Origin of the sequence: Thermosynechococcus sp. PKX95, assembly GCF_031583295.1 — a bacterium.
Classification (GTDB): Bacteria; Cyanobacteriota; Cyanobacteriia; order Thermosynechococcales; family Thermosynechococcaceae; genus Thermosynechococcus.
On record NZ_CP134171.1, the window covers coordinates 1,489,384 to 1,508,477 of the forward strand.

Consider the following 19,094-nt stretch of genomic DNA (forward strand, 5'->3'; position numbering starts at 1 on the left):
TGCAGCGAGAAATTATTTTCTGCGTACCAAAGTTCTGTAAGCTCAGATAGGAAACCTCTGCGGGATCAACTTGTGCAGTTAGGAGGGTTGTGTGGATAACGTCATCGGCTTAGAGATTATAGAAGTTGTCGAGCAAGCGGCGATCGCCTCAGCGCGGTGGATGGGCAAAGGTGACAAACACATGGCGGATCAGGTCGCCGTGGATGCCATGCGCAACCGCATGAATCAAATCCATATGCGCGGTCGTATTGTGATTGGCGAAGGGGAACGGGATGAAGCCCCAATGCTCTACATTGGCGAAGAAGTGGGCATTTGTACCCGTCCCGATGCTGCCCAATACTGTAACCCCGAAGAACTCATTGAAATTGACATTGCCGTTGACCCCTGTGAAGGGACAAACCTCTGCGCCTACGGCCAACCCGGCTCAATGGCAGTACTGGCCATTTCTGAAAAAGGGGGGTTGTTTGCGGCTCCCGACTTTTATATGAAGAAATTGGCGGCGCCCCCTGCTGCCAAGGGCAAAGTGGATATTCGCAACTCGGCGACAGAAAACCTGAAAATTCTCTCGGAATGCCTTGACCGCGCCATTGATGAACTGGTGGTGGTGGTGATGAAGCGCGATCGCCACAATGACTTGATTCAAGAAATTCGCAATGCGGGTGCCCGTGTTCAACTGATCTCCGATGGCGATGTCTCCGCTGCTCTCTCCTGTGCTTTCTCTGGTACCAACATTCATGCGCTCATGGGTATTGGTGCTGCGCCTGAAGGAGTGATTTCCGCTGCTGCCATGCGTGCCTTGGGTGGGCACTTCCAGGGGCAACTGGTCTATGATCCCGCTGTGGTCATGACCAAGGAATGGGCGAATCGCACCCGCGAAGGCAACCTCGAAGAACTCAAAAAAGCTGGCATCACTGATCCCGACAAGGTCTATGAAGCAGAGGAATTGGCCTCTGGGGAAACGGTTCTCTTTGCCGCCTGTGGTATTACCCCCGGTATCCTCATGAAAGGGGTGCGCTTCTTCAAAGGTGGCGCCCGTACCCAATCTTTGGTCATTTCCACGCAGTCGAAAACGGCTCGCTTTGTCGATACCATTCACATGTTCGATAAACAGTTGAAGTCGCTGCAGTTGTACTAAGCGCTGCTCGGTGAAAGAAAATTAGCTCCCTCCCGGTGAGGGGGTTTTCTTTTTATCTTCGGGAATAGCGATGCCCTTAACTCTACCCACAGCAATTACCCTTGCGCGCCTGTTGATCGTGCCCGTGATAGTGGGTCTGCTCTCGTTGAATCACAGTGCCGTGTACCGTTGGTGGGGGGTGGGTTTATTTTTGGTGGCAGCCCTCACGGATTGGCTGGATGGCTACATTGCTCGCCGTCTCAATCAGGTGACGGATTTGGGCAAGGTGCTGGATCCGCTCGTGGATAAGTTGCTAATCTTGGTGCCCCTGTTGCTGTGCATTGAATGGGGAGAGGTGCCCGCATGGTCTGTGGCGTTGATCCTCTTTCGGGAACTAGGCATTGCTAGTTGGCGGGTTCAGCAATCTCAAATTCAGGGCGCCAATCTCTGGGGTAAAGCAAAAACCCTTAGCCAGATTATGGCCGTGGCATTGCTTCTCGCTCCCTTACCGCCTAGTTGGCAGGGGGGAATCCTCATTGTTTATGGGGGGGCGATCGCCCTCACACTGATTTCTGGGGCACTTTATCTTCGTGGTTGAGTGCCAATGCGCCCCGCGAGCACCTCCTGCAACTGCTGGGGATTGATGCGATCCACCCAATAGGCTTGAAAAGTGGGCTGGGTCACCTGATTGACAAAGGTTTGACTCAGGAATGGACGCAAGGACTCGTTTTTTTGATTAAAGACGCCAAAGAAAGCCCCCGCCAGTCCCTTGAAAAAGGGCTGTGCCAACTGTGGGTTCGGGCCAATGAGATCATTGGGAACCGGTAATACTCCCGCTTCACTGACCCCCACTGCCGAGAAGTGGGTACCGGGCACGAGCATGGCAAGGTACTTGGGCTGCGCCTGTAACCATGTAAAAGGCCAGATCTGCTCCTCTAAGGGTGGCGCAAAGACATCCCGACTACTGGAAACAATGAGTGTGGGCACCTTGATATTGGCCATGCCCCGTTCGCCAATGAGGATACTACTCACTGGATTGACGGCAATCACAGACCTGACCCGTGGATCCGCCGGTGTAGAGGGCACAGCGGCAAGACCGAGACTACGACATTGCAGGGGCACTGAGATATTAAAGATAAAGAGATCACGAGCGGCTGCTAGACAGCGTTGTTTGACGGCATTCCAGTCAACAGTCCCCCCTGCTGCCGCCAACACGGTAAAGCCCCCCATCGAGTGGCCAAATAGCCCCACATTATTGGTGTCAATTTTTAGGGCTGGATTTTTCTGAACTAACGCCGCGACAGCATCCACACCAAATTTCAAATCCAAGGGGCGCTGTGCCCAATCCTTTGGCAAGTTCTCGTAGTCGAGGGGTGCCCCGGAGAGAAAACTATTAATTCGGCTGGCATCCGAACCGGGGTGAGTGACTGCCAAAACTGCCAATCCATGACTGGCCAAGTGCTCTGCTAAGTAGGCAAACGTCGTGCGGTCTGAGGCTAAACCGTGGGAAATGACGATGAGGGGGGCTGGTGCGATCATCCCTATGGGGACATAGAGATCTGCGGGAATGAGGCCTGTGGTGCGATTGGGATTGGTGAATTCAAGTTTTTGCTTTTGCCACTGGAAGGGTCCTTTTTGGGCAGGATTAAGGCCACTGGCAGGCAGTGGCGTTCTTGGTTGGAGTTGCGCCAAGCGTTCGATAAAGTCTTGCGCCCGCTGTTCTTGATTCACTGCACGGGTAAAGGCACCCACTGCCTTCAGACCGAGTTCACCATTGACTTTAACACTCTTGCCGGGAAAGGCTTGTAGTACTGAGAGCAGGGTAATGCCTGCGGGGGAACTGGCGGCGGTTTTCAGGGCTTCCCCAAGGGCTGGGCCTCCATTGACATCATTATCTGCCCGAATAACTTGGCCAATGCGCTCTAAAAAGCTTTGACCAATGGGACTTTTGACAAACTGGCTAACGGTTGTTGGTTCTAAGTCCATGCGTGTGGTCAAGCCTTCGCGCAAGTTGGATTCTTGAGCGTTGGGAAGTAGCCGAATTAAAAATCTTAGCTCCGAACTCGCATTCCCCGTTTTGGCAAATGTGGCAAGGTCACTCACTTGGATGTTGAATGTGCCGAAGGGCGGATAAACAAGGCTAATTTGCTCGGCAGCCAGTCCCGCCTGTGCCCAAACGGTTGCTGCTGCGCCCAACAGAGAGAACCACTGCCATTTTTTCCGCGTGCGCGCGATCGCCATCCCTGAGATACCCTCACTTAATCACTAGCATTATCGTTGTTTGCAACGTCACCTGCAACTCCAAGGACTGGCAGCCTGAGGGCTAGGTTCCGACTCTCTGAAAAGGGCTGTAAAGGGCGGCCGCTATGGTATTGTGCTTTTGGAAAAAATGAGGGAATTTGCCCATGAGTGAGGATGCAGTCAAGCAAATGAAGCAGGCCGTTGCCAAAGCTGCTGCCGATCGCGTGCAGTCTGGAATGATTGTTGGCTTGGGCACTGGGTCAACCACGGCCTTTGTCATTCAATTTTTGGGCGATCGCCTGCGCAATGGGGAACTGAGCAACATCGCTGGTGTGCCCACCTCGTTTCAAGCCTCTGTCCTCGCCAAAAAGTATGGCATTCCCCTAGTCACCCTTGATGATGTGGAGAAATTAGACATCGCCATTGACGGTGCCGATGAAGTGGATCCCGCCAAAAACTTGATCAAAGGGGGTGGGGCGGCTCACACCCGTGAAAAAATTGTTGATTCCCTTGCGGATCAGTTCTTGGTGGTGGTGGACAGCAGTAAACTGGTGCAGAAATTGGGTTCTACCTTCCCTGTGCCCGTGGAAGTGTTACCCTTTGCCGTGGCTCCGGTGACTCGTGCCCTGAAAGCTCTTGGGGGGCAGCCTGAACTGCGCATGGGGGTGAAAAAAGATGGCCCAGTGGTGACGGATCAAGGCAACCTTGTCCTTGATGTCAAATTTGATGACATTTCTAACCCCGCCGAACTAGAGAAAACGATGAACAACATCCCCGGCGTTGTCGAAAATGGCCTGTTTGTCAACGTGGCCGATGTCATCCTCATTGGTGAGATTGTGGATGGCCAGCCCCGTGTGCGTGAAATGGCCTAGCAGTTTTTCCATTTCCTGCGAGGAAGCAACAGTTACTTTCCGGTGATCAATCTCTCAACCCATCAGTGATTGAGGTCTCAGGCGGCGACAGGATTGCCATCAATAATTGGGGTATCCACTCCATAGGAGCCTCCAATGTCTCTCCACTCCTTCACCCGTCAGTTGATCACCCTAAGCAGTATTGTGGTTTCAGGTGTTGTGGTTGCTACTACGGCAGCACAGGCAAACCCACCGATTATCGTCAACTGCAACAGCAGTGGCCAAGTTTGCGATCAAATGGCGCATTACAACTTCCGCTCTGAAAGTCCGTATTGGGATTATGCCCTCCAAGTCACTGCGCCTGCTACCCACTGCTCGGAAGTGAAATATTTCACCACCAATCGTCAGGGACAGCGGGTCGAAACGGAGTTCCTTGGCCCCAACCGTTCAGCCTTTTTGCCCATTGGTGGCAACTGGGAGCGGGGGAATCACACGATTCAAATTGGGGCGATTGGACGGCAAGGTGGCTGTAATGTAGGCACGCTCAGTTCATGGGGCATCCAAGTGCAGCCTGCCGTTGTTCCCCGCTAATGAGGAATAAACTCCTAGAAACTTAACTCATCTTCATCTATTCAAGGGTCGGTGGCAACGACACTGACCTTTTTTTGTGCTTATTTTTAGCGCACTTTACCAATTTTCATTTATTTTACTTCCGCGTTAGTATAGCCTCTCCCTGAGCGGATTGCAGCCCCCTGTTCCGAGGGATCCCCTGCGAGGGGTGTCAAATTATTTTCTACAAAGCTACTAAAAATACTCAAAGCCTCCTATAGAGAGACTCCGAGGGATTCAACGCCAAAATCAGACTTTAGGAAATTTGAATAGATCCGTCGGCAGAGAAAACTTAATTGAACTCTTGGGGGCGATCGCTCGTCAAATTATTGGGAAACCTTCTACTTGAGGATTTGTGCCATGCAATTGCGTTGGTTGGTATTGGCATTAGTAGTGGCAGGAATGTTGAGCACAGGAGCGATCGCCAGCCGTGCTGGTAAGGAGGTGCCCGCCACGCTTACGGGTCGAATTACGGCGGTTGTTGATGAGGATGAAGTCTTACTTGAGGCCAATAACCAACGCTACAAGCTCGATCTACCGGATGCCTGCAAACCTGCCCTGCGCAATGGCGTTCTTAGGGTGGGCGGCGTTGTTACTGCCAGTGGCAAACTTGAACTTGATGATCGCGAGCTAGATGTTTCCGTTGTTCAGATGAATGGGCGTCGGGTCTGCCCATAATAAATGCCGCCAGCGTACTGCACTGCCAATAGCACTGCTTGGTGGTACGGGGAATTGCGGTCAAGTTCCGATAGCGATATTGGAAGCCTTCACGATACCCTTGGGTTAGGGAGGGAGAATGTCACAATTGCGCACACCAAAGGGGACATGCACTGAGGGAATCGAACCCGCTGCTGATTCTAGATGGGTCAGTTGATCATCAAAGAAGATATGCGGTTTGAGTTGCTTGAGAACCCGTATTTTCTCCATACCGCCAAGGAAAAAGGTTTCATCCGGCATGACGCCCCAACTGTTGAGGGTGGTCACCACCCGTTCACTAGCAAGGATATTGCGTGCGGTCACAATCGCAATCCGTAACAGCCGCTGATAGCTGGCATCCTGCTGCTCTTTTGCCATTTCCAATTGTTGAAAGGCTGCCAGTTTCTTAAAAAGATCACTCAAGGGTCCCGGATTATGGGGAATGTTGGCCTTTTGCAGTTCATGGGCTTGAAATTGCTCGAGATCCCCTTGGCGAAAGACGGCTTCCGCTTCATCATCCGCTAGCACACCATCAAAGTCAAAGGCAATCCGTAACTCAGCATCGTCTTCGTGATCGGTGATGGGCGATCGAATCACCATGCCCGCTGGATACCCAGCCGCGATCGCCTGCTGCACGTCCTTGGCATTTGCCGAGAGAAACAGAGACACATTAAAGGCAGGAATGTAGGGATGGGGGGATTTGCCGCCCAAAAATGCGGCGCGGGTAATGTTCAGACCGTAGTGCTGAATTGAATAGAAGACCCGCTGACCAGTATCGGGATCGTTTCTGGAAAGGAGCACGACCTCCACGGGTTCTTGTTCGGGATAGGCACGGTTGAGATTCAAGAAGCGGCGAATAAAGGGAAATGCCACCCCCTTCGGCAAGACATCGTATTTCCTTTCCCGCTGAAATTGGCGGTACTTTTCGGTCCCCTCATTGCGAAAGACATCATCCGCCTCCCCCAAATCAAAGAGGGCACTGGAGGCCACCGCAATCACTAATTTCTTCTCAATTGGATACCCCATTGCTGAGCATCCGATAGTGGGATTCAAGAGCAGTCCGCAATTGGGCGATCGCCCCTTGCCAATCTCCCCGCTGGGGCTGACGAATTAACTGCGCCGAAGGATACCAAGGCGATCGCGATCGCTGCCAGAGCCACCGCCAATCCGCCACAAAGGGCAACAGGATCCACAGGGGCTTCCCTAGGGCACCCGCCAAGTGTGCCACAGCCGTATCAATTGTTACCACAGCATCCAACTGCTGGATCAACAGCGCCGTATCCAGAAAATCCCCCATGTAGGGCTGGCAGTCAATCACTCCCGCCTGCTGCAATTGTTCACCCTCGAGGCGCGATCGCTCCTTTTGCAGGCTATACCATTGGACATCAAATTCCCGCAGGAGAGGCAGGAAGTACTCAAGGGGACAAGACCGCTGCGCCGTGGTGCGCGTTTGACTATGGCTAGCCCAGACCAAACCAATCCGCGGTTTGGACACATGAAAAATACTGCGGGGCAGGGGGGTGGGTAACTGAAAATAGGGACTGAACTTGGGAAAGTGGTCTTTATCAATACCTAGGTAGCGCGGCAGACTCAGCAGGGGGGTATGGTAATCAAAGGGGGGAGGCGTCTCCTCGGTGCTTATCACTTCAATCCCCGGCAGTGTTTGACAAAGACGCACCAAGGGCGGGTAAGCAGCAAAAATCACCCGTTGGGCACGCCGCGCCATCAAGGGCAGTAAGCGCACAAACTGAATGCAATCCCCTAGCCCCTGCTCACTATAGACAAAGAGGGTTTTCCCCTCTAGGGATTGACCTTGCCAACGGGGTTGCGGATAGGTGCGTAATCCTCCAGTGGGTTGCTGCCAGCGCCATTCATATTCTTCCCATCCCTCTGGGAAATGTCCCAGCAGCAGCAGCACAAGGGCAAAGTTGAGGCGCACATCCACTGCATCGGGGTCTAAGGCAACGGCCTGGCGAAAGTGATGGAGAGCTGCTTGCGGATCCCCCGTTTCCAAGAGCGCTGTGGCCAACCCGGCATGAGCCGCACCATTGAGGGAGTCAAGACTCAGACAGCGTTGGTAGTAGCTGATTGCTCCCGTAAAATCCGCTTCGCTGAGGCAAATTTGACCCAGTTGCAATAGCGCCTGTTGGTGCTTGTTATCCCGCAGGAGCACTTCTTGGTAGCGATCGCGCGCCGCCGCGAGGTTACCCTGTAGATGCAAAGCGTACCCCAGATTGTAGTGGGCTGCCAACAGTTCTGGATTAGCACTCAAGGCGGCCTGAAACTGGCGAATCGCTGCCTCATAATTTTTCAGTTCAAGATAGACACTGCCCAGATTGTTGTGGACATCGGCTTGACCCGCTTCAAGGTACAGTGACTGTTCGTAGCAAGCACTCGCTTCTGTGAGTTTGCCTTGGGCGTGTAGGCAGAGGCCTAAGTTATACAGCGTTGTGGGCAAGTCGGGATTCAAGGATAGGGCTTTTTGGTAGCAGGCGATCGCCCGTTCAGTGTCCCCCAAGTCCAGATAGGCATTTCCTAAGTTGCTATGGGCTTCCACCCACTCCGGCTTCACCTCAAGGGCGCGTTGGTAGTGGGGTAGCGCAGCCGCCGGTTGGTGCAGCAAATCATGGAGAACAACTGCCAAGCGATAATGGGAAGGGGCATGCCACGGCTCAAGGGCAATCGCCTGCTCATAGGCTGCCTGTGCCTCAAGGGGCTGTGCCAGTTGTTCAGCAATTAACCCCAATAGGTAATAGGCCTCTGGCTGCGGGGTCTCTTCAATAACTTGACGTGCGCACTGTTGTGCTCCGCTCCAGTGCTGTTGTTGATACAGTTGCCAAGCCTTTTTTAGCAGCGAGGCGGTTCGCCATCTAAAGATACCCACGGCTATTGTGATGAGCAGTTATTCAAATAATAGGCAACAGCGGTGGCGATCATAGAATTGCCATTGAGATCCAAGGGGGTGGGGTCTTGGGGCGGCTGGGGTTCTGCGTGCAAAAAGTGCCAGTGACCACCAAAAAATTCTTCATGGGTGAGAATTTGATGGAAATGATGTGCCTGCAATCCCGCCACCAAAACAGGCCCTTCAGCAAAATCATCACGACGAATCGTTGCCACCGGTACCCCCAAGCGACAGGCCTCCGCGTAGGTGCCATAGCCGGGCTTGGACACGACTCGACCACAGAGAGGCATCACATCCACCGGGCGCAATTGGCGGCCACAGAGCTTCCGTAGGTTCGGTAAGTCCTCAGGGGCACTGGTATCAAAGGTAAGGAACTGCCAATCGGGAAACCCCTTGAGGGTCTCATAGGGAATCGCTTGCAAGCTCAGGCCGCCAAAGGTTAAAAGAACTGTGCGATCGCGGGGAGTGGTGAGGCCAAGGCGCCGCCGCAACTCCTCTGGCTCAAAACGCGGTTCGGCTCCCGTCAGTCCCACGGATTCCTTGTGGGGAAAGGCATTGAGGGGTTCCGCAAAGGGCAGTTGAAACAAGCGATCGCACCCGCTATAAAGATTACTCACCCAATCCGCAATCTCGCTAAAGTCATCGCCAAAGGAGCGATAGATAAAATCCCAGCCAAAGTTACTAACCATCCAACAGGGCACCCCCGCTGCATGGGCGATCGCCACCGCCAAAGGGGGAATATCCGCTAGCACCAACTGTGCCCGATTTTGCTGAATAAACTCTGCCTCGGCGCGGATCAACTCAGGGGCTGCCGCCTGAAGTTCCAAGAGCTTGGCACGGGTTGCAGGCAAATCCATTTGCAAACTATCGGCTTGTACGACCCCCAGATCAAGGGCACGGGGACGATGAATAAACTCCCCCTCCAGATTCGCCTGCAACAACCAATAGGGAGCTGCCGTCACGATCAGTGGCAAGAGATCCGGCACTTGGCGGCGAATGGCATTCACCAGCGCCGTTGTCCGCGCCACATGACCAAAGCCATGGTTTGTGATTGCCACGTAGAGGGTCGGTCGAGCCACAGGTGTGTTCTTGCCAAAACCGATGCAATCTTAACATTTGTAACAACTCTCGATTGGTGTGCCAAACCGCTTTTTTCTGAAGAAGTGCGAACAGGCGGGGAACAGATGGCTCAAATCAGACCCGTCTCGCTCTGGGTGGCTATAATAGATTTATTTCATTCTATTCAAATGAAGCATAAGATAGATTTATTTTCGGTATTTATAAACTTGTGTTGCTTTTTATGAAGATATGTAACATACTGTTGACTAGGAGGCAGAGATAAGCATAGCAACACGCTAGACGTTCAACATCTCTGAAGCTGTATGACCTATACCACCGATACTCGTTTCACTCCCTCGACACTGGCCACAGCCGTTCAAGAGGTTACCACTCTTTTCAACTGCCTGAGTGTGGATGACAAACTAGGACTTCTGTGGTTCATCTACACCGAAACGGGTCGTTCGATTACAGCCGCCGCTCCCGGTACGGCTCGCCTACAACTGGCGGAAGGGCTGCTCAATCAGGTCAAAGCACTCAGTTTCGATGATCAACTTCAATTCATGCGCGACTTGGTGGCCAATGTGGACACCCCTCTCACCCGTGCCTACGGTGTCTTTAGCCCCAACACCAAGCTCGCCTTCTGGTATCAACTGGCAGAACTGATGAAACAGGGGTTTGTGGTACCTGTGCCCCCCGGTTATACCCTCAGCCGCGATGCCGATCGCGTGTTTGCAGCCATCAAAGCCCTTGACTTTGGTCAACAGATTACTGTCCTGCGGAATGCAGTGGTCGCCATGGGGGTGGATCCACTTGCCGTCTAATTAAGATGCCATGGGTTACGCAAGGGGGCAATGTGCTCCCTTTTTTTGTCCAGATACAAACCACTGAGGAACTGAAACCATGACCCATCCTGTTCAAGGAAGTCCCATTCTCGGCATTGATGAGCCAACTATAACTGCCTATTTTGCTGCCCTCAATGAGGAACGCTACGAGGCTGTGGCCGCTCTGTTTGCTGAAGAAGGAGTTCTCTATCCGCCCTTTGAGGATGCTGTGGTGGGTCGGGGGGCGATCGCCCATTATCTCCACCTTGAAGCCGTGGGTATGCGGGCAGAACCCCTTAAAGGAGAACTACTAAGCACAGAGGGCACAGAACGTCGCTACCGCCTTGTGGGTAAAGTTACACTCCGCCTTTTTAGCGTCAATGTGGCTTGGCAATTTGGCCTCAATGCTGAGGATCAAATCACATTTGTGAAAGTGGATTTGCTGGCAACCTTGGAGGAACTCCTCAACTATCAGCCTCTACGTCAGCAGCGCTAGGGCGACCGGAAAACACCTCGGACTCTAAGGCCTCCACGCGATCGCGCAAATTGTGGAGAATGCCCGAATGACTCAGACGCACCGCTGCCAACTGTTCCCGTAGGCGATCGTAGTTTTCGGGCAGTTGTTGGCGCAGATGAATCACTTCACGGCTAAGGGCATTCACCCGTCGCTCTAGATCCGCCAGCCGTTCAGGCAAATGCTCCGCTTGAATATAAAACTTGCAGACAATGTCAACAATTGCCGCTTCAAGGCTAGTAAATTGATGCTCCCGCTGATAGGCATACAGCCAACTGAGAACATCGGGCGGTAAATGCTCCGTAATTTCCGACTCAGAATTCACGATTCTATCCTGTGGCAGGCTGTACTTCTATTGTGTCGCTTTAGGGAGAGCAGTGGCGAGAGGGTCGAAGCATCGGAATGGACACCTGTAGTCAGGCAAGGCCACTGCCATTGAGTAAAAACTTGGGAGGCGTCAGCCAAAAGAGTTGACTATTACCAAGGGGATCGGTTTCTGGAATCTGCAGGCCAATAATGCCGGCTTTCTTGAGCTGGAGGTGTCCCAAGGCTTTGCCACAGATGAGCAGTTCTGCCCAGTGACTAAGATTGGGTTCATGACCCACGGCAATCAGGGCTCCCTCATGGTCTTGACGCCAGTGGTTCAGCCACTGCAGCCAATCTGGCAAACGACCGCTTGGCGCCAACAGGTCAGAAATCATCAGATCGGGGGCAACCCCCACTTCAAGGAGAATTTCTGCGGTTTGCCGTGCCCGCACTAGTGGGGAGGAGAGAATCAGTTCTGCTTCAATGCCTAGATCCAATAACCGCCGCGCAATCTGCTGGGTTTTCTTTTCGCCTTTGGCCGTCAGGGGGCGATCGCTATCACTGCCTTCAAACACTTCCCGTTCGACCGCGATTCCGTGGCGGAAAAAAAAGACTGTTAGCTCCGTCATAAAGACCTAAAACTTGATTACTACAAACAGTGCCTTACTCCGTACCGTGGAGGACATTGTTCTTCGGATTGACGAGGTGGAGGAGCTTCTGCTTAATCTGCGTATCGTAAACGCTCCACTTGAGTTTAGCGTATTCTGGATTTTCATTGAGACCCGACAAGAAGCCCACGGGAATTTCAAAACCGCCGGCCTGGGAGCGACCGCCACCAAAGAAGCGTCCTTGGCGATCCTTACCAAAGGCCTCTTTGATAAATTCGTCGGGGTCAAGGGTAATTTTTGTTGTGCGCAGCGAACCGATAATCAGTTCCACTTCTTCATCTTCGTCGTGGACGAGGCCATAGACAACGGCAGTGTGGACGTTCTCTTCAGTCACAAGGAAATCCGCCGCTTGGGGAATGGCATCGCGGTCTTCGTAGCGGATATAGCCCACGCCAGAAATTGAGAAATTGTTGTGAATGGAGCGGTTTTTCAGCGATCGCTCGATCACATCCATCACCTGCTTCGAGCGGTGGGACTGCAAAATGGTGTTCAGCAGTTGATAATCAATAAAACGACTCAGGAAGGCGGCTGCGAGAAAGTCCTCTTCTTTGGCTTGTTTGAGGCAATCGGTGTCAGAGCGCAGGCCATGCATCAGAGCCGTGGCACATTTCACGTGAACTGGGTTACTACTGTCGAGGGTGAGTAGCCCCGCTTGCAGGTATTGGGTAAAGATGGTAGCCGTGGCGCGGGTCGTGGGTCGAATGTCTGTAAACTCGGCTTGAATGACTTCTTGGAGACTGTGGTGATCAATGATGGCGATCGCGGGCAGGCCTGCCTCCTGTACCATGGGCAGCAATTGACTGGTGGTGCCTTGGTTGTCAATGAGAACGTAGCCTTGGTAACAGGTACAATCCCGCTGATCTTTATTTTTCGTACCTTGCACCGCCCAGCGCACAAGGGGCATCCCCGTCAGCCGCACTAGGGTGATATTCTCCTGATGGCTCAGGGCACCGGCGTAGGCAATATCGCACTGAATCTCAAACTGCTCAGCAATAAGCTTATAGGTCCATGCCGAAGAGAGGGCATCGGGGTCAGGAAAATCTTGGAGAATAATCAACTGCCGCGTACCGCGATGGCGTTCCAACATTTGCCGCAGCGCTTCGGCACGAGGGTCACTCAAGCGAACTTCCGCCTTGGCCAATTCTGTAGAGGTCGTCTCCGATTTCACCAGTGCGTTACCATTCAGTTCAGGATGAGTAGAACCGACGTCACTGGCAGCAGGGTCACTGAGTTCAAGTGGATAGGGAGATTGCATAGTTGTTTCAGCGTTGGATAACAGGGTTGAACCCAATGGGGAACGCGCAGAAGATAATTGTCGTCACCATACCGTCAACGACTCTATCTCGATCTTGGCAGATATTTTATCGTTTGGCATCCCCCCTTGGACAGCGGTTGCGCCAGTGGCGATCGTCCCCTGCTTGGCAGCCTTTAGCTTTTACTTTAGCGATCGCGCTGTTTTTGGCGGGAACCCACAGTGTGAAAGCGCAGCAGGTGTGGCGAGGCAGTGAATTGGTATCCTTGCAGCGAGCCTACGATGAGTGGCAGCAGAAACACATCCTCTATTTGGGTGAAACCCATGACAGCGCTGCTGACCATCAGGCGCAACTGTTGATTTTGCAGGAATTGCAACGGCGGGGTCGCCCCCTAGCGATCGCTCTTGAAATGATGCAGCGTCCCTTTCAAGCCGCCCTCGATGCCTACATTGGCGGTGAAATTACGGAAATGGAATTGCTGGAGCAAACCCAATATGCTCAGCGCTGGGGCTTCCCTTGGTCGCTCTATGCACCGATTTTTCGCTTTGCCAAGGAGCAGCAGATTCCCCTAATTGCCCTGAATACGCCCACCGAAGTCACCCGCCAAGTGGCACGCCAAGGTCTCGAGAGCTTAGGGGAAGATGATTTTCGCTATATTCCACCCCTATCAGATATTGACTTGAGCAACACTGCCTATCGCGATCGCCTGCAGGAGATTTTTGTTGCTGCCCATCAAGGGATGAGCCACAGTATGAATTTTGACTTCTTTTACCAAGCTCAAGTCCTTTGGGATGAAACCATGGCCAAAGTCATTGCTAAACAGCATCAGCGGCATCCCGATCGCCTGATTGTGGTGCTGACAGGGCGGGGTCATGTTTATTTTGGCGATGGCATTCCCCAACGGGTACAGCGACGGCTCTCCCCCAACCTCCGCCAAGCAATTATCCTCCTCAACCCGACAGCAACGGAAAAAGCCAAACCCCGCATTGCCGACTGGTTCTGGCAAAATGATCCCTCTCTCTAACCTAATCAGCCAAGCCATGTTCAAGGGCAAAGCGCACGAGTTCTGTGCGGCTACTGGTACCGGTTTTCACAAAGAGGCGACTGACATACTTTTCAATATTGCGAACACTGGTATTCAGTTGGCTGGCAATTTCCTTATTCATCAGACCCTTGACCACCAGTTGCAGCACACTGGCTTCGCGGGGGGTGAGATCCAGTTGAATTGGGGGAGCCGTGGGATTGCGTTTGCCCTGTTGGACGAGCATTGCCCGCAGTTCGGCAATTTGTTGGGCTAGATTGGCCAGATTGGGTTCGGCCTCATCGCGAGCAGCCGCTTGCCGCCGCAGCAGATTTTTAATGATGGCCACCAGTTCATCGGGGTCAAAGGGTTTGGCTAGGTAGGCATCACAGCCAGCATCATACCCTTGGATGCGATCGCGCTTCATGCCCCGCGCTGTGAGGAAGATAACGGGAATATGGTTGAGATGGGGCTGTTGGCGCACCGTTTCCAAAAAAGCATAGCCATCCATCTGCGGCATCATAATATCCGTAATAATCAGGTCGGGCACATTGGTTTCTAGATACTCCAGAGCCGCTTGACCATTGGCCACTGCTGTCACCTCAAAGCCACTGTCCTCTAAATAGGCCGTTACCGCCTCGCGCACCCCCGGCTCATCATCCACCAGCAATAATTTTGCTGTCATTGGCTCTCTCCTAAGATCAGTAGGACTTAATTTATCCATGCTCTACCATATTGGCTATTGGTAGTACTTGGGTGGAATATCGAATGGCGATTATTGCGCTGCGGGCATGGTACCTACCGCAGTATGAACCCCTCGAACACATCGAGCAACGTCCCCACGATCTACGGCTCAACAAAAGTAGCTTGCTGAAAACGGCATTGCGGGCAGATTTTCTCGATGACTTAGAAACGGTGCAGCGTTCGGAGTGGTTTCAACGCTATCGCCTTGGGGAAACGGTGGAATTTTATATTGAGGGCAGTGGCAGCTATACGATCGCCAACATTGATGTTCTCAGTCATGAAATCTATTTCATCAAGAGCGATCGCCTGAGTTACTTGGAACCAACCCTCTTTTTCAGTCCCGCCGATAGCCCCAGTAGTGACGAGATTCGCACCGCCCTCAAAGCATTTGTGACCAATACCCCTAGTCGCTTCCCCTTGGAACTGGTCGAAAGCCCACGCTCAGCCACGGCTCCTCTGCGTCTGGATAGTCCCGTGATCACCCAATTGCGTCGCTCACTGCTCTTTATTGCAGATGGGAGTGGGAATGAACAGTTGCATGCAATGGTTGCCCTCGAACTGGGCTATGCCCTAGCCAGTAAACGCCGCAATCAACTCCTTGTTATTCAGCAGGAGCACCCCAGCCAGCGGGCGCCTCTTCCCATTGAAGTTCCCAGTCGCCAGCGCCTCATCTATAGCCATTCCCAAGAGCTAGCCGAGAAGTTGCCCACCGTACTGCAAACGCTCCTAGAACCTTTTGATTTCCATTGATATTTGCATAGGGAAGCCCGTTTCGGGAATAACCTGACCGTTAACGAACGAGATCGTAGAGCAGGTGGGAAGGAACTCCTGCCGCCAAGAGAAGGCGCGGTAGAGTGGGCAGGACACGACAGCAATGCCGAATGAAATCATGGATCCACCGTTGCAAGGTTTCGACTTCATAGTTGGTTAAAAGTTGATCGTGGGGCGTGAAGTTACGGTTGTGGAACTGCTCCACTTGAATTTGCGCCAACCAGCTTTCACGGGGTCGTGTCAATAACCAATAGTTAGTGACAATCATTTTGCCAAGGTAGCGTACCGTTACTTCTGTAATTTGCCGACAGTATTCATAGTAATCAGCAAGGTTTGTCGATTCATGGTTTACCCTAGGCACAGGAATCTGCTCTTGAGTTTCCGCAACCTGACTAAAGAAAGACATCAAATCTGTTAAGGCACTGTGGGAGACAGGAAGTTGAATACCAATGAGGTCAAAAATTTTCTGCTCAATCTGTTGAAGCTGGTGAGTGTGATGTGGTTCGTTAACTTTTATTTTTTGATGTAACTCAATGAGAAATTCTAATTGATTCAGTTGTGGATAGGTTAAATGATCTAGATTAATGTAACGCTCTAGGTATTCTTCCTCAATGCCCAGTGGGTGTGTGTCACGGGCAACATAGGATTGAATGGCGGGATGCTCTGCCAGTAAGCGCCGCATATAGTAGCGAGTGACTGGAGAAATATTCATAGGGGGAACCCTCACAGTTAGGACAGGACATAGCTGCAAAAGGGAGAGAGGCACGTGACATGCACGTACTTTCAGATGTGTAAGAAGTTTGTGTAAGAAGTTAAGTCAATATAGTTATTCAAAAAACTAATCATCGTCATCAGGGAAACACCAATCACTTCAGATTTACAAGTAAATTTACGGTATTTAAGTTAAAAGAGAACTCTAACTGTGTTGAATGAAACATGTTTCTGTTATAAATGCTCAGATCTGAGATCGTCAAGTATTGATTGATACAAATAGTGTCAAGTATTAATTGATACAAATAGTTTTGCGTCACCATTCTGTAACATAGCCGCTACGTGACACTGCAAAATTTAAGAAATCGTTTACATTAGTTCATATTGAGCCTAAATTTGGTAGCCAAGGCTACAAATGTTGTCAATAAATGATTTGATTTTTTTATATTCTGATTACAACTCTTTACATTAATTTTTATTAATTGCAGCAGCTCCATTTCTATCCACAGACGGGGATCATTCATCCCCTTGGTTGTAGGGTTGATCGGCAAAGATACAGTCAGAAAATTTCTGGGGCGATCGCGAGTGATCTGCCAATGCAGCAATGGTATCCGCTGTTCCGAGAAATCAGCGATGATTGTCTTACCCTTGATGCTGTTTAACCTCTCATCTCGTTATTGAGCCGCCTATGCTTGCTGTTTATCCTGGAAGCTTTGATCCCATTACCCTAGGGCACTTGGACATTATTGAGCGGGGTGCTCGTCTCTTTAGTGAAGTGATTGTGGCGATCGCCCATAACCCTCAGAAAAAAGCCCTCTTTAGCGTGGCGCAGCGGATCAAACAAGTGCAGGCGGCAACTGTCCACTTAAAAAATGTGCGGGTGGATACCTTTGATGGCCTCACCGTTGAGTACGCGCGATCGCAACAGGCAACAGTTCTTCTGCGGGGGCTACGGGTTCTGTCGGACTTTGAATACGAGCTGCAGATGTCCCACACCAATAAAAGCCTCTGGCCAGAGATTGAGACCGTGTTCCTCACCACGTCCAATGAGTATAGTTTCTTAAGTAGTAGCTTAGTAAAAGAAATTGCCCGATTTGGCGGTAATGTTCGTCATCTAGTACCAGCCACTGTTGCAAAGGATTTAGAAGCATGCTTTACTCAAACGCCGATCGCATCTCAACGACCACTGGAGTAAATGAAGCGCTTGATGTCCCTTCCGTACCGCTGCAACTCCTGCAACAATTGGAAAAGCTGGAAGAACTCCTGATTCTCGAAGGGACGAAGATCCCGCTGACCGGCCGCAAACTCATTGATGAAGAGCAGATCCTAAACCAACTTGCCCACATTGAACAGGCGATCCCCGAATCAGTGAAGACAGCGCAGCGGATTCTCAATCAGCGGGATGAGATCATTAAACAGGCCCAGCACCGCGCCCAAGAAATTATCCGTGCCGCAGAGCAACGCGCTGCCCAAATTGCCGATGAACTGCGGATTCGCCAGCAGGCAGAACTCGAAGCCCAAAAAATTCGCCAGCAGGTGCAGCAAGAGGTGGAGTTTATGCGCCAGCGCGCGATCGAGGAAATCAATCTGCTACGGCAAAACACAGAAAAAGAACTAGCCCATCTGCGCCAAGTGACCCGCCATGAATGTCAAGAGCGGCAACAGGAAGCGGATGCCTATGCCGATCGCACCCTTGCGGAAATGGAACGCCAATTCAAGGAAATGCTAGCGGTGATTCAAAATGGGCGCCAATACCTCAAGCAGCACCAAGCCCACCGTCAACCCTAGGCAATACCCCAATTCAATTGTCACGCTAGCGGGCTTTCACAGGCTCTAGGGTAAAAAACGTTTGAAAAATTTGCGTATCCACCTCATTCATTTGCTGCTGCAAGTGATCGAGGAACTCGTGCATGCCTTGACCAATAATTTCATCAATCGTCAAATAGTCCAGTTGCGATCGCAGGCGTCCCAGTTGGCGTTCCACGGGCTGGTGCCAGCTCCCCAAGGGCGTCCCTGTAATTTTGTAGAGGGATTTTTCCACCTGCAACAGACAAAAGCGGATCGCGCGGGGAAACTCGGCATCGAGAATCAAAAACTCTGCGACCCCTGCGGGTGTAATCCGATGCGAACCCCGTTTACGATACATCTCATAGGCACTGGCGGACTTGAGGAGCGCAATCCAACCCAATTCATCAATGGGCGTGCCCACATCTTCCACTGAGGGCAACAGCAGATAGTATTTCACATCGAGAATCCGCGAGGTCTTATCGGCTCGCTCCAGTAGCCGCCCCATTTGACCAAAGTGCCACGCTTCATTGTGGCTCATCGTACTATCCATCACGCCGGCAAAAAGGTGACTGGCCTGTTTCACTTGCTCCAAAAAGCTAGCAATCTCCAATTGATCCGGGGCTTTAGCCGCCTCCCGCACCATTGTGTAGAAGGCATTCACCTGCTGCCACATTTCTGAGGAAATCACCTCGCGAATGGATGTGGCATTCTCCCGTGCCGTCCGCAGACAGGAGATGATCGAGTTGGGATAGGTGGTGTCAAAGGTGAGGAACTGAATCACATTTTCAGCCGTGGCCGTGCCATAGTGTTCCTGAAAAAAGGGCAAATCCCCCGTTGTTAGCACTAGGGGATCCCATTGACTTGAAAGACTCGTGGGCAGATCCAGCAGCATGTTCAAGTTGACATCAACAAAACGAGCAATATTCTCTGCCCGCTCAATGTAGCGATTTAACCAATAGACCGCATCGGCAACACGACTTAACATATACTGGCAAGCATTCACTCTCTGCCCACTCTAGCAACCT

At 51.8% G+C, this 19,094-nt stretch carries 21 protein-coding genes; 11 read left to right on the forward strand and 10 right to left on the reverse strand.

Annotation, left to right across the window (positions count from 1 at the left end):
* The first annotated feature begins 91 nt into the window (after nt 1-91).
* The gene (gene glpX / locus RHH81_RS07220; protein ID WP_310742826.1) at nt 92-1,135 is read left to right on the forward strand and encodes a class II fructose-bisphosphatase; all 1,044 of its coding nucleotides are present in this window, start codon (nt 92-94) and stop codon (nt 1,133-1,135) included.
* A gap of 70 nt (nt 1,136-1,205) precedes the next feature.
* Complete coding sequence (gene pgsA / locus RHH81_RS07225) at nt 1,206-1,712, forward strand: CDP-diacylglycerol--glycerol-3-phosphate 3-phosphatidyltransferase (protein ID WP_302677929.1); 507 nt, start codon at nt 1,206-1,208, stop codon at nt 1,710-1,712.
* On the opposite strand, the gene RHH81_RS07230 is transcribed toward pgsA, so the two are convergent.
* Nucleotides 1,697-3,355 (reverse strand): alpha/beta hydrolase, encoded by a 1,659-nt coding sequence (locus RHH81_RS07230; RefSeq protein WP_206199587.1) that lies wholly within the window; start codon nt 3,353-3,355, stop codon nt 1,697-1,699. The genes pgsA and RHH81_RS07230 overlap by 16 nt on opposite strands.
* 164 nt (nt 3,356-3,519) lie before the next feature.
* Between RHH81_RS07230 and rpiA the strand changes: the two genes are divergently transcribed.
* From rpiA to RHH81_RS07245, 3 genes are all read left to right on the forward strand, one after another.
* On the forward strand, nt 3,520-4,227 hold the full coding sequence (gene rpiA, locus RHH81_RS07235) for a ribose-5-phosphate isomerase RpiA (protein ID WP_206199588.1): 708 nt from the start codon (nt 3,520-3,522) through the stop codon (nt 4,225-4,227).
* 135 nt (nt 4,228-4,362) lie between these two features.
* Nucleotides 4,363-4,797, forward strand: a complete 435-nt coding sequence (locus tag RHH81_RS07240) for a hypothetical protein (RefSeq protein WP_206199589.1) — start codon at nt 4,363-4,365, stop codon at nt 4,795-4,797.
* 378 nt (nt 4,798-5,175) lie between these two features.
* Nucleotides 5,176-5,493, forward strand: a complete 318-nt coding sequence (locus RHH81_RS07245; protein WP_310742827.1) for a hypothetical protein — start codon at nt 5,176-5,178, stop codon at nt 5,491-5,493.
* Between the two features lie 105 nt (nt 5,494-5,598).
* Here RHH81_RS07245 and RHH81_RS07250 read toward each other — a convergent pair whose 3' ends face one another.
* The 3 genes from RHH81_RS07250 to RHH81_RS07260 are packed head-to-tail and all read right to left on the reverse strand — an operon-like array spanning nt 5,599 to nt 9,492.
* Complete coding sequence (locus RHH81_RS07250) at nt 5,599-6,537, reverse strand: 5'-nucleotidase (protein WP_225901520.1); 939 nt, start codon at nt 6,535-6,537, stop codon at nt 5,599-5,601.
* Nucleotides 6,521-8,395: a tetratricopeptide repeat protein gene (locus RHH81_RS07255; RefSeq protein WP_310742828.1), complete on the reverse strand. Its 1,875-nt coding sequence runs from the start codon at nt 8,393-8,395 to the stop codon at nt 6,521-6,523. The genes RHH81_RS07250 and RHH81_RS07255 overlap by 17 nt, the downstream gene beginning before the upstream one ends.
* Nucleotides 8,396-8,397: 2 nt before the next feature.
* A complete protein-coding gene (locus tag RHH81_RS07260; RefSeq protein ID WP_206199592.1) occupies nt 8,398-9,492 on the reverse strand; it encodes a glycosyl transferase in 1,095 nt (364 codons plus the stop codon).
* Between the two features lie 303 nt (nt 9,493-9,795).
* Here RHH81_RS07260 and RHH81_RS07265 point away from each other — a divergent pair, with 303 nt between their 5' ends.
* Both RHH81_RS07265 and RHH81_RS07270 read left to right on the forward strand, forming a co-directional pair.
* Complete coding sequence (locus RHH81_RS07265; protein ID WP_206199593.1) at nt 9,796-10,293, forward strand: orange carotenoid protein N-terminal domain-containing protein; 498 nt, start codon at nt 9,796-9,798, stop codon at nt 10,291-10,293.
* 79 nt (nt 10,294-10,372) lie between these two features.
* Entirely contained in the window at nt 10,373-10,789 is a 417-nt protein-coding gene (locus tag RHH81_RS07270; RefSeq protein WP_206199594.1) for a nuclear transport factor 2 family protein, read from the forward strand.
* On the opposite strand, the gene RHH81_RS07275 is transcribed toward RHH81_RS07270, so the two are convergent.
* The 3 genes from RHH81_RS07275 to RHH81_RS07285 form a co-directional block, all read right to left on the reverse strand.
* Entirely contained in the window at nt 10,758-11,132 is a 375-nt protein-coding gene (locus RHH81_RS07275) for a hypothetical protein (RefSeq protein ID WP_206199595.1), read from the reverse strand. The two genes, RHH81_RS07270 and RHH81_RS07275, sit on opposite strands and share 32 nt — an antisense overlap.
* 91 nt (nt 11,133-11,223) lie before the next feature.
* Complete coding sequence (gene sixA, locus RHH81_RS07280) at nt 11,224-11,742, reverse strand: phosphohistidine phosphatase SixA (protein ID WP_206199596.1); 519 nt, start codon at nt 11,740-11,742, stop codon at nt 11,224-11,226.
* Between the two features lie 34 nt (nt 11,743-11,776).
* Entirely contained in the window at nt 11,777-13,036 is a 1,260-nt protein-coding gene (locus RHH81_RS07285; RefSeq protein ID WP_206199597.1) for a bifunctional oligoribonuclease/PAP phosphatase NrnA, read from the reverse strand.
* 113 nt (nt 13,037-13,149) lie between these two features.
* Here RHH81_RS07285 and RHH81_RS07290 point away from each other — a divergent pair, with 113 nt between their 5' ends.
* A complete protein-coding gene (locus RHH81_RS07290) occupies nt 13,150-14,058 on the forward strand; it encodes a ChaN family lipoprotein (protein ID WP_225901521.1) in 909 nt (302 codons plus the stop codon).
* Nucleotide 14,059: 1 nt separating this feature from the next.
* Here the strand turns inward: RHH81_RS07290 and RHH81_RS07295 are convergent, their stop codons facing one another.
* On the reverse strand, nt 14,060-14,740 hold the full coding sequence (locus RHH81_RS07295; protein ID WP_206199599.1) for a response regulator transcription factor: 681 nt from the start codon (nt 14,738-14,740) through the stop codon (nt 14,060-14,062).
* Between the two features lie 83 nt (nt 14,741-14,823).
* Here RHH81_RS07295 and RHH81_RS07300 point away from each other — a divergent pair, with 83 nt between their 5' ends.
* A complete protein-coding gene (locus RHH81_RS07300) occupies nt 14,824-15,549 on the forward strand; it encodes a hypothetical protein (RefSeq protein ID WP_310742829.1) in 726 nt (241 codons plus the stop codon).
* A 40-nt stretch (nt 15,550-15,589) separates the two neighbouring features.
* Here the strand turns inward: RHH81_RS07300 and RHH81_RS07305 are convergent, their stop codons facing one another.
* Nucleotides 15,590-16,282, reverse strand: coding sequence for a hypothetical protein (locus RHH81_RS07305; RefSeq protein WP_310742830.1), 693 nt, complete (start codon nt 16,280-16,282; stop codon nt 15,590-15,592).
* A 687-nt stretch (nt 16,283-16,969) separates the two neighbouring features.
* Here RHH81_RS07305 and coaD point away from each other — a divergent pair.
* A complete protein-coding gene (coaD, locus tag RHH81_RS07310) occupies nt 16,970-17,476 on the forward strand; it encodes a pantetheine-phosphate adenylyltransferase (RefSeq protein ID WP_206199602.1) in 507 nt (168 codons plus the stop codon).
* On the forward strand, nt 17,431-18,069 hold the full coding sequence (locus tag RHH81_RS07315) for an ATP synthase F0 subunit B (RefSeq protein ID WP_206199603.1): 639 nt from the start codon (nt 17,431-17,433) through the stop codon (nt 18,067-18,069). Before coaD ends, RHH81_RS07315 begins: the two co-directional genes overlap by 46 nt.
* A 25-nt stretch (nt 18,070-18,094) precedes the next feature.
* Here RHH81_RS07315 and RHH81_RS07320 read toward each other — a convergent pair whose 3' ends face one another.
* Nucleotides 18,095-19,054: an alpha-E domain-containing protein gene (locus tag RHH81_RS07320; protein ID WP_302677938.1), complete on the reverse strand. Its 960-nt coding sequence runs from the start codon at nt 19,052-19,054 to the stop codon at nt 18,095-18,097.
* Between the last annotated feature and the right edge of the window lie 40 nt (nt 19,055-19,094).